The organism is Pantoea sp. SOD02, from assembly GCF_024707505.1.
In the GTDB taxonomy this organism is placed as follows: Bacteria; Pseudomonadota; Gammaproteobacteria; order Enterobacterales; family Enterobacteriaceae; genus Pantoea; species Pantoea symbiotica.
The window spans coordinates 3,418,402-3,442,582 of sequence record NZ_CP102604.1; the positions used below are offsets into that span (position 1 = coordinate 3,418,402).

At 55.3% G+C, this 24,181-nt stretch carries 21 protein-coding genes; 9 read left to right on the top strand and 12 right to left on the bottom strand.

Features of this window, described 5'->3' with window-relative positions; all coding sequences use genetic code 11:
* Window positions 1-97 precede the first annotated feature (97 nt).
* The 3 genes from NR302_RS15770 to NR302_RS15780 are packed head-to-tail and all read right to left on the bottom strand — an operon-like array spanning window position 98 to window position 2,694.
* Window positions 98-265, bottom strand: coding sequence for a DUF2474 domain-containing protein (locus NR302_RS15770; RefSeq protein WP_008107199.1), 168 nt, complete (start codon window positions 263-265; stop codon window positions 98-100).
* A 1-nt stretch (window position 266) separates the two neighbouring features.
* Window positions 267-1,271 carry a cytochrome d ubiquinol oxidase subunit II gene (cydB, locus tag NR302_RS15775; protein WP_008107197.1) on the bottom strand — a complete coding sequence of 335 codons (1,005 nt, stop codon included), beginning with the start codon at window positions 1,269-1,271 and terminating at the stop codon, window positions 267-269.
* 1 nt (window position 1,272) lies between these two features.
* On the bottom strand, window positions 1,273-2,694 hold the full coding sequence (locus NR302_RS15780) for a cytochrome ubiquinol oxidase subunit I (protein WP_176971509.1): 1,422 nt from the start codon (window positions 2,692-2,694) through the stop codon (window positions 1,273-1,275).
* 564 nt (window positions 2,695-3,258) lie between these two features.
* Between NR302_RS15780 and yghX the strand changes: the two genes are divergently transcribed.
* A complete protein-coding gene (gene yghX, locus NR302_RS15785) occupies window positions 3,259-4,149 on the top strand; it encodes a YghX family hydrolase (RefSeq protein WP_258143904.1) in 891 nt (296 codons plus the stop codon).
* A gap of 77 nt (window positions 4,150-4,226) precedes the next feature.
* On the opposite strand, the gene NR302_RS15790 is transcribed toward yghX, so the two are convergent.
* Entirely contained in the window at window positions 4,227-4,589 is a 363-nt protein-coding gene (locus tag NR302_RS15790; protein ID WP_008107191.1) for a helix-turn-helix domain-containing protein, read from the bottom strand.
* 97 nt (window positions 4,590-4,686) lie between these two features.
* On the opposite strand from NR302_RS15790, the gene NR302_RS15795 reads away from it, so the two are divergent.
* A complete protein-coding gene (locus tag NR302_RS15795) occupies window positions 4,687-5,541 on the top strand; it encodes an SDR family oxidoreductase (protein ID WP_258143905.1) in 855 nt (284 codons plus the stop codon).
* Window positions 5,542-5,864: 323 nt separating this feature from the next.
* Window positions 5,865-7,523 (top strand): alpha,alpha-trehalase TreF, encoded by a 1,659-nt coding sequence (gene treF, locus NR302_RS15800; RefSeq protein ID WP_052026007.1) that lies wholly within the window; start codon window positions 5,865-5,867, stop codon window positions 7,521-7,523.
* 87 nt (window positions 7,524-7,610) lie between these two features.
* Here treF and NR302_RS15805 read toward each other — a convergent pair whose 3' ends face one another.
* Window positions 7,611-8,429, bottom strand: a complete 819-nt coding sequence (locus NR302_RS15805) for an alpha/beta fold hydrolase (RefSeq protein ID WP_258143906.1) — start codon at window positions 8,427-8,429, stop codon at window positions 7,611-7,613.
* 216 nt (window positions 8,430-8,645) lie between these two features.
* On the opposite strand from NR302_RS15805, the gene NR302_RS15810 reads away from it, so the two are divergent.
* Window positions 8,646-10,235 (top strand): MFS transporter, encoded by a 1,590-nt coding sequence (locus NR302_RS15810; RefSeq protein ID WP_258143907.1) that lies wholly within the window; start codon window positions 8,646-8,648, stop codon window positions 10,233-10,235.
* On the opposite strand, the gene NR302_RS15815 is transcribed toward NR302_RS15810, so the two are convergent.
* Entirely contained in the window at window positions 10,236-11,144 is a 909-nt protein-coding gene (locus tag NR302_RS15815; RefSeq protein ID WP_258143908.1) for a LysR family transcriptional regulator, read from the bottom strand.
* A 146-nt stretch (window positions 11,145-11,290) separates the two neighbouring features.
* Between NR302_RS15815 and NR302_RS15820 the strand changes: the two genes are divergently transcribed.
* A complete protein-coding gene (locus NR302_RS15820) occupies window positions 11,291-13,159 on the top strand; it encodes an amidohydrolase (protein ID WP_374990630.1) in 1,869 nt (622 codons plus the stop codon).
* Window positions 13,160-13,249: 90 nt separating this feature from the next.
* On the opposite strand, the gene NR302_RS15825 is transcribed toward NR302_RS15820, so the two are convergent.
* Window positions 13,250-14,197 carry a sensor domain-containing diguanylate cyclase gene (locus tag NR302_RS15825; protein WP_008107179.1) on the bottom strand — a complete coding sequence of 316 codons (948 nt, stop codon included), beginning with the start codon at window positions 14,195-14,197 and terminating at the stop codon, window positions 13,250-13,252.
* Window positions 14,198-14,549: 352 nt separating this feature from the next.
* On the opposite strand from NR302_RS15825, the gene NR302_RS15830 reads away from it, so the two are divergent.
* The 4 genes from NR302_RS15830 to NR302_RS15845 all read left to right on the top strand — a co-directional run bounded on the left by NR302_RS15830 (window position 14,550) and on the right by NR302_RS15845 (window position 20,238).
* Window positions 14,550-17,774 (top strand): response regulator, encoded by a 3,225-nt coding sequence (locus NR302_RS15830; RefSeq protein ID WP_258143909.1) that lies wholly within the window; start codon window positions 14,550-14,552, stop codon window positions 17,772-17,774.
* Window positions 17,771-18,475 (top strand): response regulator transcription factor, encoded by a 705-nt coding sequence (locus NR302_RS15835; protein ID WP_258143910.1) that lies wholly within the window; start codon window positions 17,771-17,773, stop codon window positions 18,473-18,475. Before NR302_RS15830 ends, NR302_RS15835 begins: the two co-directional genes overlap by 4 nt.
* Before the next feature lie 131 nt (window positions 18,476-18,606).
* Window positions 18,607-19,671, top strand: a complete 1,065-nt coding sequence (uxuA, locus tag NR302_RS15840) for a mannonate dehydratase (protein WP_008107171.1) — start codon at window positions 18,607-18,609, stop codon at window positions 19,669-19,671.
* 153 nt (window positions 19,672-19,824) lie between these two features.
* Window positions 19,825-20,238, top strand: a complete 414-nt coding sequence (locus NR302_RS15845; RefSeq protein WP_154155238.1) for an ester cyclase — start codon at window positions 19,825-19,827, stop codon at window positions 20,236-20,238.
* Here NR302_RS15845 and NR302_RS15850 read toward each other — a convergent pair.
* The 5 genes from NR302_RS15850 to NR302_RS15870 form a co-directional block, all read right to left on the bottom strand.
* Window positions 20,221-20,643 (bottom strand): MarR family winged helix-turn-helix transcriptional regulator, encoded by a 423-nt coding sequence (locus NR302_RS15850; protein WP_179452167.1) that lies wholly within the window; start codon window positions 20,641-20,643, stop codon window positions 20,221-20,223. The two genes, NR302_RS15845 and NR302_RS15850, sit on opposite strands and share 18 nt — an antisense overlap.
* A gap of 118 nt (window positions 20,644-20,761) precedes the next feature.
* Window positions 20,762-22,024, bottom strand: a complete 1,263-nt coding sequence (fabF, locus tag NR302_RS15855; RefSeq protein WP_258143911.1) for a beta-ketoacyl-ACP synthase II — start codon at window positions 22,022-22,024, stop codon at window positions 20,762-20,764.
* 36 nt (window positions 22,025-22,060) lie between these two features.
* On the bottom strand, window positions 22,061-22,603 hold the full coding sequence (locus NR302_RS15860) for a helix-turn-helix domain-containing protein (RefSeq protein WP_036649142.1): 543 nt from the start codon (window positions 22,601-22,603) through the stop codon (window positions 22,061-22,063).
* Between the two features lie 127 nt (window positions 22,604-22,730).
* Window positions 22,731-23,423 (bottom strand): amino acid ABC transporter permease, encoded by a 693-nt coding sequence (locus NR302_RS15865; RefSeq protein WP_061720264.1) that lies wholly within the window; start codon window positions 23,421-23,423, stop codon window positions 22,731-22,733.
* A 15-nt stretch (window positions 23,424-23,438) separates the two neighbouring features.
* Complete coding sequence (locus NR302_RS15870) at window positions 23,439-24,125, bottom strand: amino acid ABC transporter permease (protein WP_154155525.1); 687 nt, start codon at window positions 24,123-24,125, stop codon at window positions 23,439-23,441.
* Window positions 24,126-24,181: the final 56 nt, after the last annotated feature.

The following is a 24,181-nucleotide window of genomic DNA, read 5'->3' on the forward strand; positions in this document are numbered from 1 at the left end:
TAGGTTACTAACGTTTTTTTGAATGCGGAAAAGAAAAAGGTCGCCATGAATGGCGACACCCTACGGGGATATCAACGGATGCGATTAATGTGCTGACTCAATGCGAACGCATGCCCGCTGCCGTCATCATCATACGAAACAGTGATGCCACCACACCGAGTGCCAGCACGCTTGCGCCGTAAATGACCACCAGCCACATCAACTGCTTCCACCACGGAATCTTCGTTTCAGAGTGAGTTTTCATGTTGCTGACCTCGGTTTTCATATCAATGGTATCCTTCGTCGGCTTTGATTTTTCCGCGGAACACGTAGTAACTCCAGAAGGTGTAACCCAGAATGACCGGAATAATCAGCAAGCCGCCCACCAGCATAAACGCCTGGCTGCTCGCCGGAGACGCCGCCTGCCAGATGGTGATTGACGGTGGAATGATGTTCGGCCAGATGCTGATGCCAAGGCCCGAAAAGCCAAGGAAAATCAGCGCCAGCGTCAGGATGAAAGGCGAGTAATGCGCTTCACGTTTGATGGCACGCACAATCCCCCACGAACACAGCACCACCAGCACCGGAACCGGCAGGAACCAGAACAGGTTCGGACGCGAGAACCAGCGCTGCGCGATGTCCGCATGCGTCAGCGGCGTCCAGATACTGATAATGCCCACCACCAGCAGCAGCGTCAGCGTCAGCGGTGTCGCCAGCGCAGACATCTTACGGTGCAGGTCGTGTTCGGTTTTCATGATCAGCCAGGTACAACCCAGCAGCGCATAGGCGATCACCAGACCAACGCCGCAGAACAGCGGGAAAGGTGCTAACCAGCTCATCGCTGAACCCGCATATTCACGGCCAACCACCGGGAAACCATTCAGGATGGCGCCAACCGCCACGCCCTGACTGAAGGTGGCCAGTAGTGAACCGGCAATGAACGACTTATCCCAGAACGGACGGTGTTCTACCGTAGCTTTAAAGCGGAACTCAAAAGCGACACCACGGAAGATCAGGCCAATCAGCATTGCCGTCAAAGGAATCGACAGCGCATCCAGCAGCACCGAGTAGGCCAGCGGGAACGCGCCGTACAGCGCTGCGCCACCCAGCACCAACCAGGTTTCGTTGCCATCCCAAACCGGGGCAACGGTGTTAACCATCATGTCGCGTTCGATGGGATCTTTATTGAACGGCAGCAGCAAGCCAATGCCAAGATCGAAGCCATCCATCACGATGTACATCAAGGTGCCAAACACGATGATGGCAAACCAGATAATTGAAAAGTCGATCATCTTAGTGCTCCCCACTCTTTTCGCTATGGGTTTTGGCCGCCGACAACGGACGCGCTGGCGTGTGATGCTGACCCGGACCACCGTGATCAACCTCTTTACCTTCGCCGGTCACCGGACCCTCTTTGATCAGACGCATCATGTAGAGGTAACCGACACCAAACACCGACGAGTAGACCAGAATGAACGCCAGCAGGCTGATGCTCATGTGCATATCGCCATGTGCGGAGACCGCATCAATGGTGCGCTGCACGCCATAGACCACCCAAGGCTGACGCCCAATTTCGGTAGTAAACCAGCCAGCCAGAATGGCGATCAAACCGGATGGACCCATCAGCAGCGTGAACCACAGGAACGGACGCGAGTGATACAAACGGCCTTTGAAACGCAGCCACAAAGAAACCACGCCGAGCGTAATCATTAACAGGCCCAGCGCCACCATCACGCGGAATGACCAGAAGATGATGGTGGAGTTCGGACGGTCCTCTTTCGGGAAGCTCTTCAGCGCCGGAATTTGCTTCTCCAGGCTGTGCGTGAGAATCAGGCTGCCAAGGTATGGGATTTCCAACGCATACTTGGTGCGCTCCTGCTCCATATCCGGCACACCGAACAGAATCAGCGGCGAGGCTTCACCCGGCTTGTTTTCCCAATGTCCTTCAATTGCCGCGATTTTCGCTGGCTGATGCTCAAGGGTGTTCAGGCCGTGCGCATCACCGATCATTGCCTGAATCGGTGCCACAATCAGCGCCATCCACAATGCCATCGAGAACATCTTACGAATCGCTGGATTGTCGTTACCGCGCAGCAAATGCCATGCGCCCGACGCGCCGACAAAGAAGGCGCTGGCGAGGAAAGCACCCACCGACATGTGGAACAAGCGATAAGGGAACGAGGGGTTGAAGATGATTTTCAGCCAATCTTCCGGTACCACGATGCCGTTCTGGATGATGTAGCCCTGCGGCGTATGCATCCAGCTGTTCGACGCCAGAATCCAGAAGGTGGAGAAGATGGTGCCGAGCGCGACCATGCAGGTTGCGAAGAAGTGCAAGCCTGGACCGACGCGGTTCCAGCCAAACAGCATTACGCCAAGGAAGCCCGCTTCAAGGAAGAACGCGGTTAACACTTCATAGGTGAGCAGCGGGCCGGTAATACTGCCAGCAAACTGTGAGAAACCACTCCAGTTAGTACCGAACTGGTACGCCATCACCAATCCGGATACCACGCCCATGCCGAAGTTAACGGCAAAAGCTTTCGACCAGAAATGGTAGAGATCGCGATAGGTCTCGTTACGGGTTTTCAGCCACATCCCTTCAAGCACCGCCAGGAAACTGGCGAGACCGATGGTGATGGCTGGAAAGATAATATGGAAGGAAACAGTAAATGCGAACTGAATCCTGGCCAGATGAAAGGCGTCTAATCCAAACATTGCTTACCTCATTGCCACAAATTACACCGAATTTTTACTTATAATTAACAAGCAGAGCGCAGCGGTTATTTCGCCGTGCTTAAAGAAATGTCGCGCCAATGTAAAAGGAAGTGGTGCGAACGAAAAGATACAGGGGAAGTCGGTAAAACTATAACAGTGTTTTTTGATTTCGATCATTGTTTTCAGCAGAAACTAATACTTTAAAATCACTATGTTAAGGTTAATCACCCTCACTCATTGTGACAATATTGTTATTATTTTACGTTTATTCCCGCTGTGCTTATCAGGTAACCACTTCATTTATTTATTTTTTAGTGCGCAGAAAAAAGGCGTTATTTACTGCTCCTCATTAGAGCATGTAAATATTTCCGGACAGCTCGGGATGATCAGAATTGTTAATTAAAAGATAATTAATTTAAAACGAAAAGCGTAATTCCTGCTGCTTATTGGTGACGTGATGTAAACGTGGTTACGTTAACCTGCTGCGGCATGGCATTTGCCAGCGGCGACAAGCTGTGCTTTTTTAGAGCAGTAATCAACCAGTTAAACAGCGAAGGAGAGGTTATGGCCCGTCTTACTGCACAGGATTTCCCTCAGGAACTGCTCGAGCTTTACGATTACTACGCCCACGGCAAAATCAGCAAACGCGAATTTATCTCGATGGCGGCGAAATTCACCGTTGCGGGCATGGCGGGCGCAACATTATTGAGCGCGATGAGCCCTAATTATGCGCTGGCGCAGCAGGTGGAATTTACCGATCCGGCGATCAAACCGGAGTACATTCACTATCCATCACCGCAAGGCCACGGCGAGGTGCGCGGCTATCTGGTGCGACCGGCCAATGCAACCGGCAAAGTGCCTGCAGTGGTGGTGGTGCACGAGAATCGTGGCCTTAATCCCTATATCGAGGATGTGGCGAGACGCGTAGCGAAAGCCGGTTATATCGCGCTGGCACCGGATGGCCTGAGCTCGCTGGGCGGTTATCCGGGCAATGATGATGAAGGCAAAACGATGCAGGCCAAAGTCGATCCGACTAAGTTGATGAATGACTTCTTCGCCGCGATTGATTTCCTGATGCATCACGAGGAAGGCACTGGCAAAGTGGGCATCACCGGCTTCTGCTACGGCGGCGGCGTAGCCAATGCGGCTGCGGTCGCTTTTCCCGATTTAGCCTGCGCGGTGCCGTTTTATGGCCGTCAGCCTAAAGCCGAAGATGTGCCGCGCATCAAAGCGCCGCTGCTGTTGCACTACGCCGCGCTGGATAAAGGCATCAACGAAGGCTGGCCTGCCTATGAAGAGGCGTTGAAAGCTAATCACAAAGTCTACGAAGGCTATGTTTATCCCGGCGTGAACCATGGCTTCCATAATGATTCGACGCCGCGTTATGACAAAGCCGCCGCCGAATTAGCCTGGAGCCGCACGCTGGGTTGGTTTGAGAAGTATTTGCGGGCGTGATGGCTGCGGTCGCCATAAATGGCGACCCTACTAATTCCACTGCATCGTTTGTAGGGTCGCCATTCATGGCGACCTTCTCAATGCGCCTTCAATATCCGATGCACATTGCTCTCCAGCCAATCCGCCAGCCCTGTCACCTGCCCTTCCACTTCGCGGCCTAATGACGTCAAACGATACTCGACGTGTGGCGGCACCACTTCATAGGCAATGCGCTCAACAAAACCATCCTCTTCCATATAGCGCAGCGTCTGCGCCAGCATGCGTTCGCTCACGCCGCCAATCTTGCGACGCAGCTCGCTAAAGCGCAGAGTTTCTTCGCGTAGCGCCAGCAAAATCAGTACGCTCCAGCGGCTGGTAATGCGTTTCAGCACTTCGCGCGACGGGCAGTTCACGTTAAGCAACTCACCGCGCGTAAATTTTTCACTCATCTTTTCAGACATTTAACTCACCCATCTCAAACTAACAAATCTGTAAGTACTTACTAAAAGTTAGTTTATCGCTTAGGCTGTTTTCATACCAGTTCAAAAGGAGAACATCATGATTGCGATTACAGGTGCCACAGGCCAACTTGGCCGTTTGGTGATTAACGAGTTACTGAAAAAAGTGCCGGCTAGCGAAATCATTGCAGCGGTGCGTTCGCCGGAGAAAGCGGCCGATCTGCAAGCATTGGGCGTGACACTGCGTGCGGCGGATTACAGCAAACCGGAAACGCTGCAGAGCGCCTTTGCTGGTGTCGATAAGCTGCTGCTGATCTCTTCGAGTGAAGTCGGCCAGCGTGAAGCGCAGCACAAGGCGGTGATCGATGCGGCAAAAGCCGCCGGCGTTGGCTTTATCGCCTACACCAGCTTGCTGCATGCCGATACATCGCCATTGGGATTAGGCGTTGAGCATCGTGCGACTGAAGCGCAGCTGAAAGCCTCCGGCATTCCGTTCGCGCTGCTGCGTAACGGCTGGTACACCGAAAACTACGCGGCGAGTATTGCACCAGCGCTGGCGCATCATGCCTTTATTGGTGCGGTGGGTGAAGGTCGCATCGCCTCTGCGGCGCGCGCTGATTATGCGGCTGCAGCAGCCGAAGTGATCAGCCGTGACGACCAGGCTGGCAAAGTGTATGAACTGGCTGGCGATGACAGCTACACGCTGGCGCAGTTCAGCGCCGAGATTGCCAAACAGTCGGGCGAGCAAGTGGATTACATCAACCTGCCACAGGCGGAATTTGCCGCCGCGCTGAAAGGTGCTGGTTTGCCAGACGGTTTGTCCGAGATGCTGGCGGATTCCGATGCCGGTGCTGAAAAAGGTGGATTGTTCGATGATAGCCATACGCTGAGCAAACTGATTGGGCGCCCAACCACACCGTATGCGGAAGTGATTAAGGCGGCGTTACAGAAGTAAAGTTAACCAGGTTGGCATTTATGCCAACCTGGTCAATCACCGCTGCGTTTGCCATCAATTGATCAAGCCATCCCACGCTTTTTCACGCAAATTTTAGCGATTTTCTTAAATACAGATAATTCTGCGTAGCTATTTAAACATCCATCCTAAACGCCGCTTTCATTTCCTGAAATATAGTCCGTTGTAATCGCTGAAAAATCATAAAAACACCGGATCCATCGACATGATTTATTACGTTCATAGATAAATCGCATTGTTGTTTCGCCCGTTCAGAGCTCTATAATTTGTTCTTTACGCATTCAAGAATTTACCAGGAGGCTGCTATTAATACTAACCAACAGCAATATAACGCTTTCGAGGATCGACGCGCTGATGCTGAACTGGAGTATCAATATAATCCTCATGAGTTCGTTCGCGAAGGTATGCAGGATTCGGAGCCGGAACCCGAGCTGATTGAAGGTCTGCCCGCGCCGGATGCGCTGACGCCTGCCGATCGCTACATGGAACTGTTTGAGCAGGTGCAGACATCGCACATATTTGCCGACAGCAAAACGTTCCCGGACTGCGCACCAAAATTCGATCCGCTGGATATTTTAATTCGTTTTCGTCGCCGTAAACGCGCAGCGGATTTTGATCTGGAAGCATTCGTGCACGAACATTTTTATTCGCCTCAGGTGAATGAGAGTTTTTATGTTTCCAATCCAGATAAAACTTTAACTGAACACATTGACGATCTGTGGCCGGTGTTAACCAAAATGCCGCAGCAACATTTAGCGCACTCATCGCTGCTGCCGTTGCCAAAACCCTATGTGGTACCCGGTGGTCGATTTGGAGAAACCTATTACTGGGACTCCTACTTCAGCATGCTCGGTCTGGCCGATGCAGGTCGCGATGATTTGCTGCGTCACATGGCGGATAACTTCGCCTGGCTGATTGATAACTATGGTCACGTGCCGAACGGCAACCGGACTTACTATCTCAGCCGCTCGCAGCCGCCGGTATTCGCGCTGATGGTCGAACTGTTTGAAGAGGATGGCATTCGCGGGGCGAAACGCTATCTCGATCAGCTGATGAAAGAGTATCAGTTCTGGATGGACGGCGCAGGCGAGCTGATGCCGCATCAGGCCTATCGCCACGTGGTGCGCATGCCAGATGGTTCGCTGCTCAACCGTTACTGGGACGATCGCGACACGCCGCGCGATGAATCGTGGCTGGAAGATATTGAAACCGCGAAGAAATCAGGTCGTCCGGCGAATGAGGTTTACCGCGATCTGCGTGCCGGTGCCGCATCGGGCTGGGATTACTCTTCACGCTGGCTGCGCGATCCGCAGCGTCTGGCGAGTATTCGCACCACGCAATTTATTCCTATCGATCTCAACGCGTTCCTCTACAAGCTGGAGCTGATGATTTCGACGCTGTCCCATGCCAAAGGCGAAGAGCTAACGGCGCTGGCGTGGCAGAAAAAAGCCGATGCGCGTAAGCAGGCGATTCACCGCTATCTGTGGGATAACACCGCCGGTGTGTACCGCGATTACGACTGGCGTCGCGAGCGCTTTGGCGCCTTTACCGCTGCTGCCGTGGTGCCGCTGTTCCTTGGCCTTGCCTCACCCGAGCAGGCGCACTTGCAGGCCGTTGCGCTGCGTCATCTGTTGTTGACGCAAGGCGGTTTGCTGACCTCGATGGTGGAGAGCGGCGAACAGTGGGATAAACCCAATGCATGGGCGCCGCTGCAGTGGATGGCGGTAGTCGGTTTGAATCACTACGGTGAAGAGACGCTGGCGACAGAAATTGCCGTTAACTGGCTGAATACGGTGAACAATTTCTACTCACTGCATCATAAGCTGGTGGAGAAGTATGACATCAGCGGCGATCGCGCCCGTCCGGGTGGCGGTGGTGAATATCCGCTGCAGGACGGCTTCGGCTGGACTAATGGCGTGACGCGCAGATTGATGACCATGTATGGGCATTTGCTGGCGGATTGATTAATACGCACCGTAGGGTCGCCATTCATGGCGACCGTTTCACATATTGCGCATTTGGTCGCCATGAATGGCGACCGCTAACGACTTCTACTTCTGCAAAAACGCCAACAAATCCGCATTCAGCTGATCCTGATGCGTCACCGCAAATCCATGCGGACCGTTCTCATAAACCTTCAGCTCCGATCCTTTAATCATCTCATGCGCCAACTTACCGGTGGCTTCAAACGGCACGATCTGGTCGTTGCTGCCATGAATCACCAACGTCGGCACATCAACTTTAGCGATATCCGTGCGGAAATCGGTCTCAGAGAAGGCCGTGACACAATCAATCGTGCCTTTCAGCGACGCCAGCAGCGCGATGTTCAACGTCTGCGTCAGCACGCCATCAGAAACGGTTTGCCCGGCGTTAATGCCATAGAACGGCGTGGCGAACTCTTTGATAAATTGCGCGCGGTCTTTACGCAAACCCTCTTTAATGCCATCAAACGCGGCCTGCTCTACGCCTTCTGGATGATCGGCAGTCTTGCCGAATATCGGTGTCACCGCGCCCAGCAACACTAATCCTTTCACTTTCGCCGTGCCGTAGCGGCCGATATAGCGCGTCACATCGCCGCCACCCATTGAGAAGCCCACCAGCGTCACGTCGTCTAATTGCAGATGCTCAATCAGGCCATGAATATCATCGGCAAAGGTATCGTAATCGTAGCCTTCCCACGGCTGTTCAGAACGGCCAAAGCCTCGGCGGTCAAAGGCAATCACGCGGTAGCCGCGCTCAGCAAGGAAATTGAGTTGGCTATCCCACATATCGGCATCCAGCGGCCAGCCGTGGCTAAACAGCACCGGTTGGCCCTTGCCCCAATCTTTGAAGTAAAGGTTCACGCCGTCTTTAGTCTTGAAAGTGCTCATGTTTTTGCTCCGTTAGTGAGTGATGTTGTGTCTGTCAATCAAACTACATCGAGCTATGGGAAAAACCTAAAGCAGAGATTTTGACAACTTGTTCAAGGTTTTTGATGCTGCAAAGCTGTCAAAAAAGCCTGAACAAGTTGAGGAATTTTTTCCGCTATCAAGCACGCGGCGGGATTCGTAAGGTGCTTACATCGCCTCTCTTACAGGAACATGATGATGAGCCAGCCCACTTCCGCTACGTCGCGCAGCAGCGCTTTCTCACCCTTTGGTTACGGGCTGTTTGCCCTGATCTGGACCGCTTCAGTGCTCGGCAACACCGGCAGCTTTATCCGCGATGTCGCCAGCGCCTGGCTGGTGACCGGACTCTCCGATAACCCCACGGCGGTGGCGCTGATGCAAACCGCCGCCACCTTGCCGGTGTTCCTGCTGGCGCTGCCGGCTGGCGTGCTATCGGATATCGTTGACCGCCGCCGCCTGCTGATTGTAGTGCAAATACTCATGGCCAGCGTCAGCGGTACCTTGCTGCTGCTATCGCACAATAACTGGCTCACGGTGGAATGGTTGATCGGCCTGACCTTCGTCGGCGGCATTGGCGCAGCGCTGTTTGGTCCCGCCTGGCAGGCGATTGTGCCGGAGCTGGTGCCGCGTCATGAGTTGAAAAATGCCGTGGCGCTCAACTCACTCGGCATCAATATCGCGCGCGCCATTGGTCCGGCGACCGGCGGTTTGCTGCTGGCAAGTCTGGGAGCGATGGCGGCTTATGGCGCCGATGTGGCGAGCTACTTTTTCGTCATCGCCGCGCTGCTGTTGTGGAAGCGCCCGGCGAAAGCCAAAACCGAACTGAATGAACACTTCTTTGGCGCGTTTCGTGCCGGGCTACGCTATGTGCGGGCCAGCCACGATCTGCATCGCGTGCTGCTGCGTGCCGCGCTCTACTTCGCTTTTGCCAGCGCTATTTGGGCGCTGCTGCCGCTGGTGGCGCGCAACATGCTGCACGGCACTGCAGGCTTCTACGGCCTGCTGCTCGGTGCGGTCGGCGGCGGTGCGATTGCCGGTGCGCTAATGCTGCCGCGCCTGCGCAGCGTGCTGAGTAACGATGGCTTGCTGCTGCTCTCGGCGCTGCTGAGTGCGCTGGTGATGCTGGCGCTGGCGTTCAGTCCGCCGCAGTGGCTGGCGCTGGTATTGATGCTGGTGCTGGGCGTGGGCTGGATCATCGCGCTAACCACCTTAAACGGCGTGGCGCAGGCGGTGCTGCCGGATTGGGTGCGCGGTCGCGGATTAGCCGTCTATTTGATGGTGTTCAACGGCACGCTGGCGGGCGGCAGTTTGGCGTGGGGCCTGATTGCGCAGCATGCGGGACTCGGCAATACGCTGCTGATTGCCGGTGCGGGATTGATTATTAGCGCGCTGCTGCTGAAGCGTCTGGTGTTGCCCGCCGGTGAAGCCGACCTGCAACCGTCGCTGCACTGGGCGGAACCGCAGCTGGATGCCGATACCGATGTGCGTCGCGGGCCGGTGTTGATTCAGATCCGCTATCGCGTGCTGCCGGAAGATCGCGCTGCCTTCAAACAGGTGATCCACAAGCTGGCGCATGCACGTCGTCGCGACGGCGCGTATTCATGGGGATTGATGGCGCAAACCGACGATCCCAACGCGTTGCTGGAGTGGTTTTTGGTTGAGTCGTGGCAGGAACATTTACGCCAGCACCAGCGCGTTTCCCACGCTGATGCCGAGTTACAGCAGACGGTGCTGCAATACCATCAGGGCGAGGAAGCGCCGTTGGTCAGCCACCATATCGCCATCTGATTAAGCCGGCAGATAGACATCGCGCAAACCTGGCAGCGTGAGTAAGCGCTCGCGCCACCAGGTTGCCGCATTACCGCAGGCGCTTTCGCTCCACGCCAGATACGCCATATCGCGGCGGCATTCGCTATCCAGCTGACGCGCCACCAACGCCCCGCTTGCCAGATGTGGACGCGCCAGATAAAGCGGCAGATAGCCGCAGCCAAGGCCATCCAGCTGTGCCTGCAGTTTGGTAGGGAAATCATGCACGCTCAGGGTTTTCTGCTCATCCAGCACGCGTAAATCAATGCCAGTGCCGTGGCGCGAAGAGTCATGCACCGTAACGGCGCGATACTGGCGGATCTGCTCGCGCGGCAGCGGTTCCGGCGCGGTAGCGAGCGGATGATTAGGCGCGACGGCAAACACATATTCAAGCCAACCCAGCGGCTGGCAGACAATCTCTTTGCGCGTGGCGGGTTCCTGCACCGCGCCAAAGACAATGTCCGCTTCGCCGTAGTTGAGCGCTTCCCAGCAGCCGGAAAGGACATCCTGGCGGAATTGCAGTTGGGTGTGCGGATGCTCCTGATAAAACTCATCGATCAGCGGCGTCAAAATGCTAAACGGCACCGATGCATCTACGCTTATTACCAGCTGGCTCTCCCAACCGCTCTCCACGTAGCGCGCCTGCTGTTCCAGCTCATTCACCGCACGCAGCAGCGTGCGCCCTTTCTCCAGCATCAGGCGGCCGGTGGGCGTAAAGGTGGCGCGATGGCCGGAACGATCGAGCAGCGTGATTTTGAGATCGCTCTCCATTTTCTGCACGGTGTAGCTCAATGCAGACGCGGTTTTGAACAGCCGCGCCGCAGCGGCAGCAAAGGTGCCGTGGCGATCCAGTGCGTCCAAAATCAACAGCGCCTCAAGGTTTAAACGCATGGCCAATCCTCCCCAAAAATTGTTGAACAACAACCCAAAAACAATCCGTTATCAATAACTGCTCTCATTTCGTATTTTTTTAACCAACGAAGCAAGCGCTTTAACACTGACTCAGCCCGCAACGCGAAATCTTTTGGAGAATGATGATGACAACGGCCTCACTGATTTTTACTAACGGCAAGTTTCACACCGTCGATCGCACTAATCCGCTGGCAACCGCCGTGGCGATTAAAGACGGCAAATTTCTTGCCGTAGGCAGCGAAGCCGAGGTGATGCGCTTCGCCGGCAATGACACGCAAATTATTGACGCCAAAGGCCATACCGGCATTCCCGGCCTCAATGATTCGCACCTGCATCTGATTCGCGGCGGGCTGAATTACAACCTTGAGTTGCGCTGGGAAGGTGTACCGTCGCTGGTGGATGCGCTGCGCATGCTGCGCGATCAGGCGCTGCGTACGCCGTCGCCGCAATGGGTGCGCGTAGTCGGCGGCTGGAGCGAGTTCCAGTTTGCCGAACGCCGCATGCCGACGCTGGATGAGATCAACGCCGCCGCGCCGGACACGCCGGTATTTATCCTGCATCTCTACGATCGCGCCCTGCTCAACCGTGCGGCGCTGCGCGTGGTCGGCTACACCAAAGACACGCCGAACCCGCCGGGCGGCGAGATCCAGCGTGACAACAATGGCAATCCTACCGGCATGCTAATCGCCCGCCCTAACGCCATGCTGCTGTACGCCACGCTGGCAAAAGGGCCAAAATTACCGCTGGAACAGCAGGTTAACTCCACGCGTCAGTTTATGCGCGAGCTCAATCGCCTCGGCCTGACCAGCGCCATTGACGCAGGCGGTGGTTTCCAAAACTTTCCAGATGATTACGATGTGATTTCCGAACTGCATGCCAAAAAGCAGCTGACGGTGCGCATCGCCTACAACCTGTTTACCCAGAATCCCGGCCACGAACTGCAGGACTTCGAGAAGTGGACCGATATGCTGAAACCCGGTCAGGGCACCGATTTCCTGCGCCATAACGGCGCGGGCGAAATGCTGGTGTTCTCAGCGGCAGACTTTGAAGACTTCCTCGAACCGCGCCCCGATCTCGCGCCGGGCATGGAAGATGAGCTGGAACGCGTGGTGCGACATCTGGTAGAGCATCGCTGGCCGTTCCGCCTGCATGCGACTTACAACGAATCGATCAGCCGCATGCTCGACGTGTTCGAAAAAGTGAACCGCGACATTCCGTTCAACGGCCTGCACTGGTTCTTCGATCACGCAGAAACCATCACCGAAGCCAATATCGAACGGGTTAAAGCGCTGGGCGGCGGATTGGCGGTGCAGCATCGTATGGCGTTTCAGGGCGAATATTTTGTTGATCGCTACGGCAAAGAAGCCGCTAAACAGACGCCGCCGGTGGCGCGCATGCTGGAAGCCGGCGTGCCGGTGGGATTGGGCACCGATGCTACCCGCGTTGCCAGCTACAACCCGTGGACCGCGCTCTACTGGTTGGTCTCCGGGCGCACCGTCGGCGGCATGCAGCTGTACGATGACAATGCGCGTATTGACCGCGAAACCGCGCTGATGCTGTGGACCAAAGGCAGCGCCTGGTTCTCGAACGAGCAAAGCGCTAAAGGCGAGATTAAGGTCGGTCAGCTGGCGGATCTGGTGCTACTGTCGAAAGATTTCTTCAGCGTGCCGGAAGAGGAGATCAAAGGGATTGAGTCGGTGCTGACGCTGGTGGATGGCGAAGTGGTGTATGCCGCAGGCGGATTTACGCCGCTGTCACCGCCGCCCGTGCCGGTGCTGCCTGAATGGTCGCCGGTAGTGACGGTGCCAGGCCACTATCGCAGCGCACCGCCGCAGGCCAATGGTCGCGCCGCGATGATGCCGAAAGTGCACCAGTGCAGCGGACCGTGCGGCGTGCACAGTCACTCGCACGATGTTGCGCGCCAGTCATCGGTGCCGGTATCGGATAATCATGCGTTCTGGGGTGCGCTGGGCTGCTCGTGTTTTGCGTTTTGAGTGAGAGGCCAAACCGTTGTCGTAGGGTCGCCATTTATGGCGACCAAAAGTGCGCTATGTGAAACGGTCGCCATGAATGGCGACCCTACATCAACCCGCCAACCCAAAACCCTGCTTACCGTTCTTCTTGATCTGATACATCGCCTCATCGGCGCGCGTCAGCGCCTCATCGAAGCTGTCACGTTCCTGTACCTGGGCAATACCAATCGATGCACCAATCTGCGCGTGGCCGTTATCAATATCAAACGGCGTCAGCGCGGCATCCAGCACCGCCTGCAGCAAAATGCGTACTTTCGGATAGTCGATCAGGAACGGCATCAGCAGCACAAACTCATCGCCGCCAAGTCGGCCAATCACTACGTTTGGCGGCAACACGTCGGTAATGCGCTGACTCAGCTGAATCAACACCTCATCACCGCTGCGATGTCCCAGCGTATCGTTAACGTGTTTGAAATTATCGAGATCAATGAATGCCACGCACAACGGTCCCTGTGCTTTCATCTTGCTGAACTGCGTGTGCAGCGCATGGCGGTTGGTCAGTCCGGTAAGCGGATCGTGATGCGCCAGCGATGAGAGCTGCGCTTCATACTGCTTCTCTTTGGTCATATCGATGTGCGTGCCGGTGACTTTAATCGGATTGCCCGCTTCATCCCATTCGGTGACGCGTCCGCGATCCAGCACCCATTTGATGTTGTCGTTCTTGCCCAGCATGCGGTGCAGCGCTTCGTAGTAAGGCGCGCGCCCTTCTATATGATCGTAAAAGGCTTTCAGCACTTCGTCGGCATCATCCGGATGCAGGCGATCGCGCCACACATCAAACTGGGCTTTGGTCTCTTTCGGCTGAAAGCCCAGCATCGCGCCCCAGCGGCGGTTAAAAATCACCAGTTTGCCGCTGGGAATATCCAGCTGCCACAAACATAAACCGGTTCCATCCAGCGCTGCACTCAGCTTATTACGCGCGTCATGCGCTATACGCTTTAATCGCGCATTATGCTTTTTCAGGTTCTGAATCTGCTGACGTAGCGCTTCTTCTGACATGGTCGGCTGATGGAGAGGAAATAAGCGCTATTTTGCCTGCCAGGAAGTTTCTGTAAATAAAACAAATGAAAAGCCGATTAGCAGCGGTAAATTGGAGAAACTTCAGGAGTTACGTCGAAAGTTTCCAGTGAAAACAGCTGACTAAACTTACTTAAGTGCCAGCCTTTAGTAAGCCCTACCTACAAACGTAAGAAATTTCTTAAAAAGCATTTAATAACCGTTTAGTTTCGTGCCGCTGTGAGAAGTCAACTGGCACATCAAAGCGCAGCCAGAAGGCCGAACCGCCGCACGGCAGTGCCTGACGCAGCGCTAGAAAACTGAGAATTAATTCGTGGGCAAACGCATTCTAAGCATGATTTTTCTGTTGGGCTTTTGCCTGTCGTCCTGGGGCGCCACCACCTTAAAATTCACGCCGCGTTATGGACTGGTTTCCCCCGAAGTGACGCTGGATGCTGAAAGCCAGCGCTGGCTACAACGCCATCCTGTGCTGCGTGTTGGCGTGTGGATCCACACGTTACCGCCCTATTCAGTTGAATTTGAAGAGGATAGCTTTGAAGGTTTGTCCGCTGACTATCTGGCTATCATCGCTAAGACGCTGAATCGTCCCGTCGAAGTAAAACGCTATAAAACCCGCATCGAACTGGTTAACGCGCTCAATGACAAGCAAGTCGATTTAATTCCTTACTACCCGCAGGCCGCCAATCACGAGACCAAACTGGCGCTGAGTACGCCCTATTCACTGGCGCAAAGCGTATTGATCAGCCGTCGCCAGGCAAAATTTGATCGTCAGCTAAACGACAGCAACTATCGCCTGATGTACTACGGGGACGACGAACTCAAAGCGTTGCTGCATAAACGCTATCCTAAAGCGACCCTTGAACCTGCCTCGCCGCCGCTCTGGGCGTATACCGATACCGCGTTTAACGAAAACACCGTGTTCTGGAGTAACTCCGCCACTCAACGCTATCTGTCGCAGCGCGGCTTGCAGAACATCATTGAAGGGCACAGCACGCCTTACATGAATGATGTGGATGCGCGCTTTGCCGCCCGCGCGGACAATCAATCACTGATTGATGCCATCAATGAAATCCTCAAAAACATCCCGTTACGCAACGCCGTACAAATCGCCGAAGCATGGGGGTTGGATTATCAATCGGTGGTAAAGAACCATCCGCTGGATCTTACCGAAGCGGAAGCGAGCTGGCTGGAGCAGCACCGCGATATCACGGTGAATTACGATGCCACACATCTGCCTTTCACCTTTCTGGATGGCAAACAGCGCGTCGCCGGATTGAGTGTCGAGCTGCTGAATCTGATTTCGCAACGCACCGGGATCCGTTTTCATTACAATGAGATGCATAGATTAAGTGCTATGCGTGATGCGCTGGTTAATCAACGTAATTCACTGATTGTAGTGAGTGACGGTGCGTCAAAACAGAATCCTCAGATTCAATACACGCGTTCTTACGTCTATTCGCCTTGGGTAGTGATGACGCGCAGCGACAGTCACTGGCGCAGTTTCGATGAGATGGCAGGCAAACGCGTTGGCATTTACGAGCGATCCTATTATCGCTTTGATTTGCGTCGCCGCTGGCCAACCATCGATTTTAATGAAAATGCCGTTTCTATTGATTCGCTAGGCCAACTGCAGGATAAGCAGGTTGACGGCTTTATCGTGCCTTATGAATCCGCGCAATATTTGCTGAATAACCACTTCAACGATCGCTTCAAAGTGGCGTTTGTCGCGCCGTTGCCGATGTTTCGCATGGCGATAGCGACCAATGCTGCCGATGACCATCTGAATTCGATTCTGAATAAAGCGCTATCCGATATTCCACAGCCGACCATGCAGTCGTTGATGGAACGCTGGATCAAGTACACGCCGCCCGCCACCAGCACCTCATGGCAGAGCTATCGCAGCTACGTGTTGCGCATTGTCGGCATTGCCGGCATTTGCCTGCTGTTTTTCCTGTGGCGTAACCATCTGCTGAAATCGTCGCTCGCAAAGCAGCGTCAGCACGAACGCGAGATCAGCAACCAACTGCACACTATCGAAACGCTGCTGGAAGATGTGCACAAAGCAAAACGCGCTGCGCTGCGCTCCAGCGAGGCCAAAAGTACTTTCCTTTCCCATATGAGCCACGAAATCCGCACGCCGCTGGCGGCGCTGATTGGCCTGCTGGAAATCGAACATTTAGGCCAAAGCGACGAACCGCAGCGGCAGAAGAATATCGATCTGGCGTGGGAATCCTCACGTTCGCTGCTCTCGCTGGTGGGCGATATTCTCGACCTGGCGAAAATCGAATCCGGCCATTTCAGCATTCGCCCTATGCCGATGTCGCTGAGCGATGTGGTGCACGACACCGAAGCGCTATTTCGTCAGGTGGCCCATAACAAAGGGTTGTCGCTCAATGTGATGCTGGAAATTGATCAGGATTGCGTGCTGTTTGATCCGGTGGCGCTGAAGCAGATCCTCGCCAACTTAGTGAGTAATGCCATCAAGTTCACCGCTCAGGGTGAAGTCGAAGTGGCGCTGTATCAGGCTGATATCAGCAAACCTGAATATGTGCTGGAAGTGTGTGATAGCGGAATTGGCTTAACGCCGGCGCAACAACAGGCCATTTTTGAGCCCTTTATTCAGGTGGAGCAAAGCAGCAATCGCGTCAGCGGCACCGGGCTGGGGCTCAATATTTGCCGCCGCCTGGCCGGCATGCTGGGAACCGAACTGCACGTAGAGAGCGCACCCGATGAGGGCAGCGTGTTTATGCTGCGCTTTGTCGCCCAGCCCGCCACGCTGATTGAAGCGGAAGTGAAGCCGGTTGATGAAAGTGCGCAGGTGTCATTAAGAATGTTGATTGTTGATGACAACGCTACGAATCGGCAGCTTCTGGCGCAGCAGCTGCGCTACGCCGGGCATCATGTGCTGGTGGCGGAAGGTGGCGAAGCGGCGCTGGCGCTGTGGCGTGAACATGAAGTCGAACGCGTCATCACCGACTGCAACATGCCCGGCATGGATGGCTTCGAATTTACCCGCCAGCTGCGTATCGAAGAGAAATTGCTGAACCGTCGTGCGGTACCGATTTACGGCTTGACGGCGATGGCAGAAGAGCGCGTCGCGCAACTGGCGGCGCAGGCTGGCATGGATGGATGCCTGTTCAAACCGCTGGAGCGCAGGCAACTGCTGAAAGTGGTAACCGGCGTGGCGAATAGCCAGGCGCGTACCGACACCTTACTCACGCTGGAAAATCTGGCGGCTAATGATCCGCAAGCATGGCGCGATCTGGTGACCACCGCTCAGCAACAGAATGCGCGCGATCTGGCCCAGCTTCAGCAGGCCGTGGAAGAGATGCATTTCGTCGGCGCGCGCCATGCCGCACATCGACTGCTTGGCAGCGCGAAACTGCTGTATGCCGATGCCTTACAACAATGCTGCCTTGCGGCCGAACACGCCGCAGAGCGTGAAGATGCTGCCTTGCTGCAACAGCAGCTGCCTGCGATCGTCACGGCAATCAAAGAGCTGGAAGCGATCTTCCAGCGCGCACTCGAAAATAATACTCCTGATGAGGTGAGAACATGAAACAAGACGCCATCTGGCAAGTTGCCGTATTAGACGATCATCCCTTGATCAGCAAAGCGATTCAGTATCGTCTGTCGCAGGAAGCGGATTTGGAATTAGCGGGTACTTTTTGCCAGCGCCAGCAACTGATGACATTTTTGCGCAGCAACAGCGTAGACGTGCTGGTACTGGATTATCTGCTGGGCGAAGACGAACTCGACGGTCTGCAAATGGTGAAACAGCTGCGGGTGCAATATCCCCAACTGAAGATTTTAGTCTCCTCATCAGTTGAGAAACCGGCGATCGTCAAGCTGCTGCTTAAAGCCGGCGTGCATGGATTTGTCGGTAAAAGCCAGGATCAAGAGGTGCTGATTAAGGCGCTGTACGAGGTGTGCCACAACAAGCATTTTCTCAGCGCCGAGATGTTGTTAGAGATGGATAAGTTCAAGGAAAGCGACCGGGAAATGCATGATTACCTGCTGCCGCGCGAGCTCGGCGATGACATTGCATTGCTGCTACGTGAGCTAAGCCCGCGCGAGCTGGAAGTGATCCGCTGCTATCTTGACGGCTTAAGCGTCACGCAAATCGCCGGTAAATACGCGCGCAGTCGCAAAACCATCAGCGGGCAAAAGCAGACCGCTCTGCGCAAACTGGGGCTGCGATCCGATCTGGAACTCTTCAAATACAAAGAGCATTTCAGCGATTTGGCCGTGCATCTCTGAGCCTCGCTTAATGCGGATAAATTGTGTTCTGTGACGCGGATCAAGGCTTATTGAACGCACCGCGCTGTCATGATGTTTACTAGAATGGTAGTTTATCAGTTATCACAGACACGATAACGGTGGATGACATTATGCAACTGACAATGCGTTGGTTTGGTCCGAAAGAAGATAAAGTTTCGCTGGAATATATTCGTCAGGTGCCGGGCGTGCGCGGCGTAGTGGGCGCGCTGTATGACGTACCGGTGGGCGAAACCTGGCCGAAAGAGAAGATTAACGCGCTGGTTGAGCAGGTGCATGCCGCCGGGCTCACCGTGGAAGTGATTGAAAGCGTCAACATTCACGACGACATCAAAATCGGTCTGCCGAGCCGCGATCAATATATCGAAAATTATAAGCAGAGCATCCGCAACCTGGCCGAGGTTGGCGTGAAGGTGATTTGCTACAACTTCATGCCGGTGTTCGACTGGATGAAGACCGACATGAACTACGTGCTGCCAGACGGCTCGCTCACCATGGCGTTCGAGAAGAAAGGCATCGATAAGAGCCTCGACGAGGTGGTGCAGGAAGTGCTGGGCAACTCCAACGGTTTCGCCCTGCCGGGCTGGGAACCGGAACGTCTGGCAAAAGTGCAGGATCTGTTTGCCCAATACAAAGATGTTGATGACGCGAAACTGCGCGAAAACCTCGCTTACTTCCTGAAAGCGGTGATCCCGGTATGTGAAGAAGTGGGCGTGAAGATGGCGATCCACCCGGACGATCCACCGTATTCGATCTTCGGCCTGCCGCGCGTGGTGAAGAACCGCGACGATCTCGACTGGATCTGTAACGTGGTCGATTCTGAGGCTAACGGCATCACGCTGTGTACCGGATCGATTGCCGAAGATCCGAGTAATGATGTGTACGCTATTCTGGCTGAATTCTCGCGCCGCAAACGCATTCCTTTTGCCCATGTGCGTAACATCAAGATTATTCAGGATAAAGATTTCTACGAGTGCGCGCACCCAACGGAATACGGTTCGCTGGATATGTATAAAGTGCTGCAGTCGATGCATGATAACGGCTTCGATGGCTACATCCGTTCGGATCACGGCCGCTTTATCTGGGGCGAAACCGGCCGTCCGGGCTACGGCTTGTACGACCGCGCGCTGGGCACCACCTATCTGCTGGGATTGTGGGAAGCGCTGGGTAAGCGCTGAGTTTTACGCGGTGCGCACATTTGCGCCATCGTAGGGTCGCCATTCATGGCGACCTTCCCAACCAAACACACCGCACAAGCTATCAAACTCCCCCTTCCAACTTGCCGTTAAATATATACAGTTAAACTGTACATATTCAGCGGAGACTTCCCCATGTCAGAACTCAACAAAGCCGTTGTACGTCGCTTCAATCAGCAGGTGATTGCCGAAGGCGACCGCCAGGCTTTCGATCAACTCGTTGCCGAAAACTTCATTAACCGCTCAGCGCCAGCGGGCGCACCCAGCGATCGCGAAAGTCTCTGGCACACTTTCGATCAGATCCTGCGCCCCGCTTTCTCCGATCTACAGGTGCATATCGAAGATCAAATCGCCGAGCGCGATTGGGTCACCACGCGCAAAACGATAACCGGCGTACACAGCGGATCGCTGATGGGCATCGCACCCACCGGTTTACCTGTAACCATTGCGGTGATTGATATGGTGCGAATTGAACAGGGAAAATACGCGGAGCATTGGGGCATGAACACGCTAGCGGCGGTGATGACGCAGCTAAAGCAATTTACGTAACGCAGCCAGCCCTTTTTGCAGATCGTCGCGATCCTGCTGCCCGAGCGTTGCATCGATGCGCGCCGCAATCCACGCTGCGCGCTGTTCACGTGCGTCGGCCAGCGCAGCGCGTGCCTGATCGCTCAACACGATCACCTGCGCCCGCGCGTCATGCGCGCTTTTTTGCCGCAGCACCAAACCTTGCGCCTCCAACTCGTTGATCACTAAACGCATGCTTTGATGCTTCACGCCGCGCAGACGCGCGAGATCGGCGATAGAGAGCGCGTCATGGCTATCGAGCAGATCCAGGGTTTCATATTGCGAGGTGCGCACGGTCGCGGTGCTGACGCGGACGTTGCGTACGAAGTGACTAATCAGCTGACGGAGCTCTTCCGCCAGCTGCTGGGTTGCAATTTCAGTGCTCAAAGGGGGCGATTCCTGCGCGCTATCGTTGCCGTATTATATGAAGGTGCGCATGAATGCGCACCCTACGAAAACCTGTCCAAACAACCGTTTTACGCTTAACTGACGTGCATCAGGAAACCTATTGCCAGGCTTTAAACAACAAACTGGCATTCACACCGCCGAAGCCAAAACCGTTGGAGAGCGCATATGTCATCGCCGTTGGCTGCGGTTTTAGCGCCACCAGATTCAGCCCAGCTGCCGCTTCATCCGGATGCTGCAGATTGAGCGTCGGCGGTGCAATCTGGTCGCGCAGCGCCAGAATCGAGAAGATCGCTTCCACGCCGCCCGCCGCACCGAGCAAATGTCCGGTGGCCGATTTGGTGGAAGTGATCGCCACCTTGCTGCCAGCGAACAGCGAACTAATTGCTGCCAATTCGCCCTTGTCGCCGACCGGCGTCGACGTGGCATGCGCATTAATATGCTGCACCTCTCTCGCCGTAATGCCCGCCTGCGCCAGCGCGGTTTCCATCGCGCGGCGTGCCCCTTCACCATTTTCCGGACCGGCAGTGAGATGGTAAGCATCCGCGCTGGTGCCGTAACCCACCAGCTCCGCCAGCGGTGTTGCGCCGCGCGCCTCTGCATGTTCCAGCGATTCAATCACCAGCAATCCTGCGCCCTCGCCCATTACAAAGCCGTCGCGGTCACGATCAAACGGACGTGAAGCCTGCTCAGGACGATCGTTAAAACCGCCCGACATCGCCTTCGCTGCGGCAAATCCAGCCAGGCTCACGCGATGGATCGCCGCCTCGGTGCCACCGCACAGCGCGATATCCGCTTCGCCGCTGCGAATCATTCGTGCCGCATCGCCAATCGCCTGCGCACCCGCCGCACAAGCCGTTACCGGCGCGCCAATCGGCCCACGAAAACCGTGCGCAATCGAAACGTGTCCGGCCGCCAGATTGGCGAGAAAAGAAGGAATGGTAAACGGCGACAAACGACGCGGCCCACGCTCGGCGGTGGTTTCAACCGCGTTGGCGATCTCATTAAAACCGCCGATGCCGGTGGCGATCACCGTGGCGGTGCGCTGCTGCTGCGCGCTATCTTGCGGGAACCAGTTAGCCTGCGTCAGCGCTTCATGCGCCGCCACCAGCGCGAACTCGATAAAGCGATCCATCTTCTTGCGATCTTTGGCGGCAATAATGCCTTCGGGATTAAAGCCGTGCAGCGCATCCTGCTCCAGCGTCGGCACCTGTCCCGCCACTTTGCAGGCGATATCCTGCACCATCTCCGGCGGCAAGGCGCTAATGCCCGATTTTCCCGCCAGCAGCGACTGCCAAACCGCTTCCGTGCCGCAACCCAGCGGCGATACCAGCCCCATGCCGGTAATGACAATTCGTTTCATCTTTAACTCCTTAATCTGCAGGTGCTGAGTTGCACCTCAGCATGATGATTGCAGCGCTGGCGGCGCGAATTTCTGGGTGTTATCTCCAGCGCGTTTTTTCTGCAGATAATCATGGCGATAGTGCATCATCGGCTCCGCTGCCGGGCCGGGCACCATCTGATATTTATCCAGCGTCAGCGGCTGACCGTTTTCGCTATCGACCATCTGCATCTTCACCGGACGCTGCGTGGCGGTTTCCACCAGCTGCATCTGACGACCTTCCGGCGAGAAATGGGTGCTGCCCCATTCGGTCAGCGCCAGAATCACACCGCGAAAATCGCGGCCAACAGCCGTCAGGTGATATTCGAAGCGTGCCGGGCTGGTGCTGTAACACACCTTCTCCAGCAAGCCATCGTCCACCAGCTCTTTCAGCCGCCGCGACAAGATGTTGGGCGCCACGCCGCTGCTTTTCTGGAATTCATCGAAGCGGGTAAAACCGGCCAGCGCATCGCGCATGATCAGTATGCTCCAGCCATCGCCAATGCGGCCAAGGCTGCGCGCGATGGGACAAGGCATGTTGTAGAGCGGTTGGTTTTTCAAGGTTGGTTATCCGACATCGGTGTGATGGCGGATACTGTTGCAGAGTGACTTTCATTTTGCAAGTTACTTGCAGAATGAAAGTTTGTAATGCAGTTTATGTAGGGTCGCCATTTATGGCGACCTGGGTTTACGTTCGCACCCGCAATCTCGCCTCGATCTTGTCGGCGATCTTGGTAACCACATACGCAATCACCATATAAAACACCACCGCCACCAGGAAGGCTTCGAGATAGTAGAAATTCAGCGCCGCCGTCAGCTGCGCCTGAGCAAAGATATCCACCACTTCGATGGCAAACGCCAGCGACAGCGCTTTCATGATCACCATAAAGGCGTTGGCCAGATCGGGGATCGCCGCCACGATAATCTGCGGGAACATCACGCGGCGGAACAGCTGGCCGCCGCTGTAACCAAGCGACAGCGCCGCATCCGATTGTCCGCTATCAAACGAGTTAAGCGCGCCCTTCCACACTTCCGCCTGAAACGCCGCGACGCAGGCGCTCAGGGCGACGATGATGATCACCCAGTTCGGCAGCGAGTGCGCATTCACTTTCACGCCGAACAGTGTGGCAACGAAGTCCAGCGCCGGTGGCAAACCGTAATAGGCGAGGAAAATTACCACCACCATCGGCACGCCTTTGAAGGCAATCTTGTACGCGATCACCAACTGGCGCAGCACTGGAATGCGGCGATGTTCAATAAAGGCAAACAGCCCGCCGAGCAGCGTCGAGCAGATAAACACCGTTACTGCCATCAGCAACGTCACCGGCACCGCATCGAGAATGCTCCAGAAGTCCGGCAGCAAAACCTCAAGATCAAACATGGTTTCTCTCCCTCATCAGACGCTGGTGAATTTGACGCGTGCAGCGGTTTTCGAGCTGTACTTCGCGTGACGTTGTTCGAAGAAACGGATAATCAACCACGCCACGCCGCACAGCAGCGAATAGAGCACCGCCAGCACCAGATAAGTGCCGAACTGATATTGGTTGTAGTCGCGTTCCATGATCAGATGCGCAGTCGCCATCACATCCGCCGCACCGATGTACATCACCAGCGCCACGTTATGAATCAGATAGATAATCGCATTGCCGTAGCCCGGCAGCGCATAGTGCACCGCTTGCGGACCGACAATGCGCAGCATTTTCTGGCGGAAGCTGTAACCCATGCTATCGGCGGCGTCGTGCTGGCCGCTCTCCACGGCGAGAAACGCCGGGCGCATCACTTCGGAAAGATAACCGCCGTGATACAGGCTCAGGCCAATCATCGCCGCGATATTGGCGGTGACAAAATCGCTGAAGCCAAACTGCTCGGCCACCAGCGGCAAGCCATAAAAGGCGACAAACAGCTGCAGCACCACCGGCACGCTGCGCGCGTACGAGACGTACAAATCGACAAACTGGCTGATGACCGGGATGCGGCGCACGCGGAATACGGTGGCGATCAGCGCCAGGAAGAACCCGACGATCATCGCGACAAACATTATGCCAAGCGTCAACGGCAGCGCCGAGAGCAGCTCGGGAATCATCGAAGTCAGATTCACGGTGAAACACTCCTGCTAAAAAAGAGCCGGTGAATGCGTCG